General features: G+C 72.7%; 8 protein-coding genes and 1 pseudogene. 3 read left to right on the top strand and 6 right to left on the bottom strand.

The window, feature by feature from the left end; all coding sequences use genetic code 11:
• Positions 1-316: pseudogene (locus CWIS_RS10325) on the bottom strand (hypothetical protein); the annotation flags it as partial.
• A 119-nt stretch (positions 317-435) separates the two neighbouring features.
• Between CWIS_RS10325 and CWIS_RS10320 the strand changes: the two are divergent.
• Together CWIS_RS10320 and CWIS_RS10315 are read left to right on the top strand one after the other, a co-directional pair.
• On the top strand, positions 436-969 hold the full coding sequence (locus tag CWIS_RS10320; RefSeq protein WP_048343206.1) for a type 1 glutamine amidotransferase domain-containing protein: 534 nt from the start codon (positions 436-438) through the stop codon (positions 967-969).
• Between the two features lie 78 nt (positions 970-1,047).
• Positions 1,048-1,452, top strand: coding sequence for a Fur family transcriptional regulator (locus tag CWIS_RS10315; RefSeq protein WP_287892768.1), 405 nt, complete (start codon positions 1,048-1,050; stop codon positions 1,450-1,452).
• 15 nt (positions 1,453-1,467) lie between these two features.
• Here CWIS_RS10315 and CWIS_RS10310 read toward each other — a convergent pair whose 3' ends face one another.
• The 4 genes from CWIS_RS10310 to CWIS_RS10295 form a co-directional block, all read right to left on the bottom strand.
• Positions 1,468-2,373 carry a metal ABC transporter permease gene (locus CWIS_RS10310; RefSeq protein ID WP_048343208.1) on the bottom strand — a complete coding sequence of 302 codons (906 nt, stop codon included), beginning with the start codon at positions 2,371-2,373 and terminating at the stop codon, positions 1,468-1,470.
• Positions 2,374-2,426: 53 nt separating this feature from the next.
• Positions 2,427-3,221: a metal ABC transporter ATP-binding protein gene (locus tag CWIS_RS10305; protein ID WP_197080820.1), complete on the bottom strand. Its 795-nt coding sequence runs from the start codon at positions 3,219-3,221 to the stop codon at positions 2,427-2,429.
• A gap of 2 nt (positions 3,222-3,223) precedes the next feature.
• Entirely contained in the window at positions 3,224-4,234 is a 1,011-nt protein-coding gene (locus CWIS_RS10300; RefSeq protein WP_048343203.1) for a metal ABC transporter solute-binding protein, Zn/Mn family, read from the bottom strand.
• A gap of 233 nt (positions 4,235-4,467) precedes the next feature.
• Positions 4,468-7,494, bottom strand: coding sequence for a UPF0182 family protein (locus CWIS_RS10295; protein WP_048343202.1), 3,027 nt, complete (start codon positions 7,492-7,494; stop codon positions 4,468-4,470).
• Positions 7,495-7,688: 194 nt separating this feature from the next.
• On the opposite strand from CWIS_RS10295, the gene CWIS_RS10290 reads away from it, so the two are divergent.
• Positions 7,689-8,258 (top strand): PPA1309 family protein, encoded by a 570-nt coding sequence (locus CWIS_RS10290; RefSeq protein WP_048343201.1) that lies wholly within the window; start codon positions 7,689-7,691, stop codon positions 8,256-8,258.
• Positions 8,259-8,286: 28 nt separating this feature from the next.
• Here the strand turns inward: CWIS_RS10290 and CWIS_RS10285 are convergent.
• A partial coding sequence (locus CWIS_RS10285) for a PDZ domain-containing protein (RefSeq protein WP_048343200.1) occupies positions 8,287-8,975 on the bottom strand: 689 nt, incomplete at its 5' end.

The following is an 8,975-nucleotide window of genomic DNA, read 5'->3' as shown; positions in this document are numbered from 1 at the left end:
TCGCCCACGTCGCCGCGAGCGCGGGCTCGTCGAGCCAGCCGGGGTCGCCGCCGAGCGCGTCGACGGCCACGTGGGCGTCGCACAACGCGCGCGCCGCAGCCGCGAACCACGCGCCCACGGGGCCTTCGTCGGCCGCCCACGGCGCGGCGAGGTGCACGCGCGCGAGCTCGTGTCCGACGACGAAGTCGACCAGCGGCTCGGGCGCGGCCGGACCGTACCCGCGGCCGCGCGCGTCGTCGTCGGGCGACACCGGGTTGTCCCACGCCCACATCGAGCCCAGCCCCATCGAGCCCAGCCCACCAGAGCCCAGCGCCATGCTCGCCACGGTGGCACGCGCCACCGCCACGCGCACGCCGGGCCGGAGCACGGGCGTCTCGGCGTGCCGAGCCGCGCCGGTCGTGCCTAGCCTGGCGGGACCGATCCGAGGAGGTCCCCATGTCGCGCACGCTCGACGACCGCACGGTCGCCTTCCTGCTCACCGACGGCTTCGAGGACAGCGAGCTGACGAGCCCGTGGGCCGCGGTCGAGGACGCGGGTGCGCGCGTCTCGCTCGTCTCGCCCGCGGACGTCGCGGTGCGGGGCAAGAAGGGCTACGAGCAGCGTGTGGACCTGCCGGTCGCGACCGCCGACGCGGCCGACTTCGACGCCCTCGTGCTCCCCGGCGGTGTCGTCAACGCGGACCACTTGCGGATGGACGCCGACGCGGTGGCGTTCGTGCGCGACTTCGTCGCGGCGGGCAAGCCCATCGGCGTCATCTGCCACGGCGCGTGGATCCTCATCGAGGCCGGCGGGGTCGAGGGCCGACGGCTGACGAGCTACCCGTCGCTGCGCACCGACCTGCGCAACGCGGGCGCGGACTGGGTCGACGAGCAGGTCGTCGTCGACGGTCCTCTGATCTCGAGCCGCACGCCCGACGACCTGCCCGCGTTCGACGAGGCGCTCGTCACGGCCTTCGCGGCGCCCGCCTGACCCGTCGGTTCCTGCACGCCCGTTCCGCCTTGTTGCACATGAGAACCACGTACAATCAGGCGACCCCGGGAGGTGCACGTGATCGGTCAGCGCACGACGCGCCAGCGACGCGCGATCGGCCAGCTCATGGACGAGCTCGCGGACTTCCGCAGCGCCCAGCAGATCCACGCGCTCCTCGTGCAGCGCGGCGAGGACATCGGGCTGGCGACCGTCTACCGCACGCTCGGGGCCATGGCCACGAGCGGTGAGTTCGACGTCCTGCGGACGGCGAGCGGCGAGACCCTGTACCGGCGCTGCGAGCGCCAGGGGCACCACCACCACCTGGTGTGCCGCAGCTGCGGGCGTGCCGTCGAGGTCCAGGCGAGCGCGTTCGAGTCACTCGTCGCGTCGCTGTCCGACGAGACGGGCTTCGTCGACGTGTCCCACACCCTCGAGCTGTTCGGCACCTGTGCGACGTGCGCCGAGGAGCTCGCGGCCGGCTGACCGGCCCGCTGCCCCTCAGGCCGTCGACGCCTCGGCCGCGCTCGCCACCGCGACGCGGCGCGCCCAGCCCCGCCGCGTCCGCGCGTTGCCGACGATCCGGCACACGACGTAGATCACGAACGACACCGTCGTGACGTACGGGCTGATCGGCACGGACCCGCCCAGCGCGAGCAGGATGCCGCCCACGGCGCTCGTCACGGCGAACGCGACCGACAGCAGCGGCACCACGACGGGCGACGCGCTCACCCGCGTGGCCGCAGCCGCGGGCGTGATGAGCAGCGAGAGCACGAGGAGCGCGCCGACGACCTGCACCGCGAGCGCCACCGCGAGCCCCAGGAGCAGCATGAAGCCGATCCCCAGCGCGCGCGTGGGCACCCCGCGCGCAGCCGCGACGTCCGGGTCCACGCTCGCGAACGTCAGCGGGCGCCAGATCACGACGAGCCCCGCGACGATCACGGCGGCGATCACGAGGAACAGCGACAGCCGCGTCGAGTCGACGGCCACGATCTGCCCCGTGAGCAGACCGAACTTGTTCGCGGCACGCCCCGGGTAGAGCGCGAGGAACAGCACGCCGAGGCCCAGACCGAACGGCATGAGCACGCCGATGATCGAGTTGCGGTCGCGCGCACGTGTGCCCAGCAGACCGATCACGACCGCGGCGACCACCGACCCCAGGACCGCACCGAGCATCACGTCGATCGACAGCAGCAGCGCGGCGGCGGCACCCGCGAACGACAGCTCACTGATCCCGTGCACCGCGAACGCGAGGTCCCGCTGCATGACGAACACCCCGACGAGCCCGCCGACGAGCCCGAGCACCACCCCGGCGATCAGCGAGTTCTGCACGAGCGCGATCAGCGAGCCGTAGTCGGAGAAGTCGAAGATCCGGGTCCACCAATCGTCGGCGACCTCCGCGGGCAGCACGCCCGCCGGCAGACCCGCGGCCAGGGCACTGACGGACAGCACGGCGGTGCTCACTCGTCGGCCTCCTCGACGTGGTGGACGTGCTCGTCGTCGCCGCCCACGATGACGACGCGGCCCTGCGAGCGCAGCACGTCGACCGGCGTGCCGTACAGCGCGCTGAGCTGCGACGACGTCAGGACCTCGTCGGGCACGCCGATCGCGTGGCCCGCCGGCGCGAGGTACAGGACCCGGTCGGTGTAGGGCAGGACGGGGTTGATCTCGTGCGTCACGAAGACCACCGCCGTGCCGCGCTCACGCCGCATCGCGTGGATGAGCGCGGTGACCTCGTGCTGGTGACGCAGGTCGAGCGAGAGCAGGGGCTCGTCGCAGAGCAGCAGCGCCGGCTCGGTGCCCAGCGCCTGCGCGATGCGCACGCGCTGCTGCTCACCGCCCGAGAGCATGCCGAGCGGGACGTCGGCGTACGCGCTCGCGCCCACCGCGGCCAGCAGGGCGTCGACCCGGGCCCGCGTGCTCCCGCCACCCAGGCCCCACCGATCCCCGTCCAGGCCGAGCCGCACCAGGTCGCGCGCGCGCACCGGCGTGGCCGGGTCGATCAGCCGCTGCTGCGGGATGTATCCCACCGCGCGACTCCCGCGCCGCGGCGGCGCACCCATGATCGACACCCGCCCCGCCGAGAGCGGCGTGAGGCCGAGGATCGCGCGCAGCAGGCTCGTCTTGCCCGAGCCGTTCGGCCCCAGGACCGTGAGGAACTCGCCGGGGCGCACCGTGAGGTCGACGTCCGACCACACGACGCGCGGGCCGTACGCGAGCCGGGCGCCCTCGAGCTCGAGCGGCGCCGCAGGCACGCTCACGCGAGCGCCTCCGCGAGGGCGTCGAGGTTGCCCGCCATCCACGACACGTAGTCCTCACCCTCCGGCAGCGTCTCGGTGACGTCCACGACGGGGAGCCCCGCGTCGCGTGCGGCCTGCAGCACCTGGTCGGTCTGCGGACCCGTCGTCTGCTCGTTGTACACGAGGAGGGCCACGTCGCGCGAAGCCACGAGCTCGAGGGCCTCGTCCATCGCCGCCGGCGGCACATCGACCTCCTGCTCGATCGACGACGAGAACGCGGCCGGCGTGCGGTCGACGAGGCCGGCCGCCTCGACGAGGTACAGCGGGACCGGCTCGGTCACCACGACGCCCGTGCCCGCGTGCTCGGCCGCGACCTGCGCCGCGGACTGCTCGAGCTCGCCGACCCGCGCCGCGAAGTCGTCGGCGTTGCGGCCGAACGCCTCCGCGTGCTCGGGGGCGACCCGGCCGAGCGCGTCCGCGATCTCGCGGGCGACCGCCTGCACCGTCGGCAGGTCGTACCAGACGTGCTCGTTCAGCTCGCCGTGCGCATGGCCGTCGCCCGCATGCTCGTCGCCCGCGTGCTCGTCGCCCGCGTGCTCGTCGCCCGCGTGCTCGTCGTCCGCATGCTCGTCGTCCGCGTGCTCGTCCTCGGCGTGGTCGTCGTCGGCGAGACCGGAGACCTCGACGGCGTCGACGACGGGCGGCGGCGTGTCGAGCGCGTCGACCAGCTGCGTCGCGAAGTCGTCGTACCCACCCCCGTTGACGACCACGAGATCGGCCCGCGAGATGGTGAGCTCGACGCGCGCGCTGGCCTCGTACGAGTGGGGGTCGACGGACGGATCGTCGATGATCGAGGTGACCTGGGCGAGGTCGCCGGCGACCTGGGCCGCGACGTCGCCCCACACGTTGCTGGACGCGACGACCGTCAGGCCGGGCTCCTGCTCGGCGCCGTCGGACGACGAGCACCCCGACGCGACGAGGGCGAGAGCGGCGCAGGCCACGGAGACGACAACGGTGCGCGCACGCATGCGGGGACCCCTTCCTGGTGCCGCACCGTGCGGCTTCGATAACGATAGCAGTTCCCAATAAGGGCCCGCGCCAGACCTTCGTGCCTGCTCCGTCACACCCATCCGTCCCCCCGGACAGTCCCGCCGACTGCCCCGCCCACTGCCCCGCCCGTCAGCCGCTTGGGCCCAGGGACGACGACGGCCCCGCACCTGACGAAGCGTGCGGGGCCGGTGCCCTGGTGGTCGTGCCGCGGTCAGCTGCCCGCCGTGGCCGTCGGTGTCGGCTCGGGGGTCGACCCGCCGCCGCTCTCCGAGCCCTCGAGACGGGCCTCCGCCGCGAGCGCGTCGGCGATCGCCTTGTCGAGGCGGTCCTGCGCCTCGCCGTACGCGGCGAAGTCACCCGTGGAGAGAGCGGCCTGGCCGTCCTCCATGGCCTGCCGCGCACGGTCCAGCGCGTCCGCGAGGTCCGCGCGCGCCTCGGCGTCGGGGCCGGTCTCGCCGCCCGGCTGCTCGCCTCCGGGCTCGGTGCCCGGCCCGGGCTCGGCGTCGGTGCCCGGCTCGGCGTCCGGTCCGGGCTCGACACCCGCGTCGCCCGCGAAGACCGCGTTCAGCGCCCCGTCGAGCGTCTCGGCGATCTCGACGTCGTCGCCGAAGGCGGCGATCACGCGCTGCAGCAGCGGGAAGGTGGTCCCCGTCTCGGCCTGCAGGTAGACGGGCTGCACGTAGAGCATGCCGTCGCCCACCGGGAGCGCCAGCAGGTTCGCGCGGACGATCTTGGCCCCGCCTCGTCCGAGCAGCGTGAACTGCTCAGCCACGGCCGAGTCGGTCGTCATGTTGTTGTTGACCTGACCCGGACCTGGCACCGAGCCGTCACGAGGAAGCTCGAGCAGCCGGATCTTGCCGTACTCCTTGGCCTTCGTACCGTCCTGCGAGCCGGCATCCGCGTCCACCGCGACGTAGCCGCGCATGACGTTGCGCGCCTGCTGACCGAACGGGATGAACGTGGACGTCAGCGAGAAGCTCGCGCTGTCAGCGCCGGGCATCTTGAGCGTCAGGTAGTACGGCGGCTGCGCGATGGCGCCGGCCGCGTTCGGGTCGTCAGGCACGGCCCAGAAGTCGGTACCGGTGAAGAACTGCGCCGGGTCGGAGACGTGGTACCGGGTGAGCAGCTCACGCTGGACCTTGAACAGGTCCTCCGGGTAGCGCAGGTGCGACATGAGCTCGCCGTCGATCGCGCTCAGCGGCTCGAGCGACGTCGGGAAGATCTCGCTCCACGCCTTGAGCACCGGGTCCTGGTCGTCCCACGCGTACAGCGTCACGGAGCCGTCGTACGCGTCGACCGTCGCCTTGACCGAGTTGCGGATGTAGTTCGCCGTCTTCGACTGCAGCGCCTGCACCGCGGCCGACGACTGCGTGAGCGAGTCCGCGGTCGCGTCGTCGAGGGTCACCTGGGCCGCGTACGGGTACTGGTTGCTCGTCGTGTAGCCGTCGACGATCCACTTGACCCGGCCGTCGACGACCGCCGGGTACACGCGTCCGTCGAGCGTCAGGTACGGCGCGACCTTCGAGACACGGTCACGCGGGCTGCGGTCGTACAGGATCTGCGAGAACTCGTTCACGCGGTCGGAGAACAAGATCTGCTCCGAGCCGAACTTCACGGCGTACAGGAGCTTGTTGAACGCGCTGCCGACGTTCGGGCCCGCCGAGACGTCCTGCGTGGGGAAGCGCGTGTTGACCGAGCCGCCGCCGTCGTTCGTCGGACGGTCCAGCTCCCACTCCGCGCCCTCGGGGCCGCCGACGATCGAGTACGCGGGCGAGCCGGGGCTGAAGTAGAGGCGCGGCTCGTACTCGCCGAGCTTGCCGGTCGAGGGGATGCCGCTCTCCCAGAACGACGGCGCACCGCGCGCGGCCGTCCGGTTGCCGTACGCAGCGACCACGCCGTACCCGTGGGTGTACACGGTCACGTCGTTCGTCCAGTTGCGCTGGGACGCCTCGAGGCCGCTCAGGTTGAGCTCGCGCGCGGCGATCACGGTGTCCTGGCTCTCGCCGTCGAGCGTGTAGCGGTCGACGGACAGCGTGTCCGGGAAGCTGTAGAACGACGTGACCTGCTGGAGCTGCTTGAACGACGGGCTCACGACCTGCGGGTCCAGCAGGCGGATCGAGGCCGTCGTCTCCGCGTCGTCGCGCAGCGCCTGGGACTCCGCGGTGACCTTCGCGTCGTACTCCTGCACGTCGACGTCGTCGATCCCGTAGGCGGTGCGCGTCGCGTTGATGTTGCGCTCGATGAACTCCGACTCGGCGTCCTGCTGGTTCGGCTGGACCTGGAACCGCTGGACCACGGCCGGGTAGATGCCGCCGACCGCGATCGCCGCGACGACCATGAGGCCCGCGCCGATGAGCGGCAGGCGCCAGTTCCCGCGGATCGCGGTGACGACGAACGTGACCGCGACGAACACCGCGATGCCCGCGAGGATCGCCTTCGAGGGGATCACCGCGTGCACGTCCGTGTAGGACGCGCCGTCGAACTTCTCGGCCGTCTTGGTCAGGATCGAGTAGCGGTCCAGCCAGTAGTTGCCGGCGATGAGCAGCATGAGCACCGCGCCGATCACCGAGAGCTGGATGCGCGCCGCACGCGTCGTGCGCGGCGTGTCCTTGCTGCCGCCGATCCGCAGCCCGCCGTACAGGTACTGCGTGGCCAGCGCCGCGACCCCGGACAGCCCGACGACCGCCATGAGGAACGAGACGACGAACCGGATGGCCGGCAGCGTGAAGAGGTAGAACCCGAGGTCGATGCCGTACTGCGGGTCCGCCTGGCCGACGTGCTGGGCGTGCAGCCAGAGCTGGACGGTGTCCCAGCGCTGGGACATCGCCGCGCCCGCGAACAGGCCGAGCAGCGCCGGGCCGACGATCATGACGAGACGACGCAGCGGCTCGATCGCCTCGCGGTACTGGTCGAGGCTGGCCTGCTCCGGCGTCGACGGTGCGTACACGGGACGGGACGAGTAGGCGTACCGCATGCTCAGGCCCACGGGCACGGCCATGAGCACGAACCCGATCACGAACAGCACCGCGCGCGTGCCCCACTCGGTGCGCAGCCCCTCGATGAAGCCGAGCTGGTCGAACCACAGCCACTCGGTCCACACCTGGGCCAGGATCACCACCAGCACGACGATCGCGCCGAGGACGATCAACGTCGGCACGAGCGCGCCGCGGCGCTTGTTGGCGGGCCGGTCGCCCGACCGGGGTGCGGATGGGTTGCGGGGTGTGCTGGCGAAGCTCACGTCGGTGCGGTCCTCGTCGTCTCGTGGGTCGTGCTCGTACGTCGTGCTCGTGCGTCGTGCTCGTCTGCCTGGCACATGGGTCCCGGCGCTGCGAGAGCGGGGGTTCGTCCGACCAACGCACGCGGAGATGCCCAGGTTCCCACACGGGACCCCCACATATCCGGCCTCACGTGCCCGGGTGCGACGATGGGGCCGTGCCATCGACCACACCTGCCCCGTCCGACGACCAGTCCCCCGCCTCGCGTGCGCTCGCCGACGCGGTGCGTGAGATCGAGCACCACGTCGCGACCGCCGGCTGGGACGCACCCGTGCGCGTGTTCGCGCTCGTGCGCACGCAGGCCGCGCTCGACGCCGAGCCGTCGCTCGCCGCCCAGCTCTCGCCCGAGACGCTCGCCGCCGCCCAGGCGCAGTCCTGGCACCTCACGTCGATCGAGCAGGAGGGCCTGCCGCAGGCCCCCGACCTCGAGACGCTCCTCGCGGGCCTGTCCTGGCCCGCAACGGTCGACGGGGTCGCGGTCACCGCCGAGCGCGTCGTCCTCCCGCCCGCCGCCGAGGCGCGGATGCCGTCCGACCCCGACGAGGCGCTCCCCTGGCTGCTGGCCCACCCGGACCGGCAGGACGTCCGGCTCGCCGTCGGGGTGCTGCGCGAGGGCTCGACGTGGTGCGCGGTGCGCACGCGCGCGAACGACAGCGACGACCAGGTCGGTCAGGGCCCGGACGTCGTGCCCGGGCTCGTCTCGGCCCTGCGCGCGACGCTGGCCTGACGCCTCGTCGGCGACCGCCGCGGTCAGCTCAGGACGCCGCCTCGCAGGTCGGCAGGTCCTTCGCCTTGCCCGCACCGATCGCGACGACGTCCTCGTACGCCTCGTGCAGCGTCTCGACGCGCACGACGCGCAGCCCGTCCGGCACGTGCCCGACGACCTCGCCGCAGTTCGCCGCAGGCGCCAGGAACCACGTCGCGCCGTCCCGCGCGGCACCCGCGAGCTTCTGCCGGATGCCGCCGATCGGTCCCACGGTCCCGGCCACGTCGATCGTGCCGGTGCCCGCGATCACCTGGCCGGCGGCCTCGTCCTGCGGGGTCATGAGGTCGATGATCCCGAGCGCGAACATGGTCCCGGCGCTCGGCCCGCCGATCCGCCCGGCCTCGATCGCGATGTCCACCGGCATGTGGAAGTCGGGGTCGATGTACACCCCCATCTGCGCGCGGCCGTCGTCGCCCTTCGTCGTCGGCACGACCACGTCCACGTCCTCACCCTGCCGCCGCACGGTGGCGGTCACCTTCGCACCCGGCTTGACCGCGTCCATCGTCGTGATGAGGCTCAGGTAGTCCGGCAGATCCGTCCCGTTGACGGCGGTCAGGACATCGCCGTCCTCGAACTTGCCGTCGGCGCCCGTGCCCTTGACCGTGCCCGCGACGACGAGCGTGGCGGGGACCTCGTAGCCGAGCTCGGTGAGCGCCGCGACGGAGGCGTTCTCCTGCG

Origin of the sequence: Cellulomonas sp. A375-1, from assembly GCF_001040865.1 — a bacterium.
Taxonomy (GTDB): domain Bacteria; phylum Actinomycetota; class Actinomycetes; order Actinomycetales; family Cellulomonadaceae; genus Cellulomonas; species Cellulomonas gelida.
The sequence above is the reverse complement of the archived record's forward strand: the minus strand, read 5'-3'. Positions and strand labels throughout refer to the sequence as shown.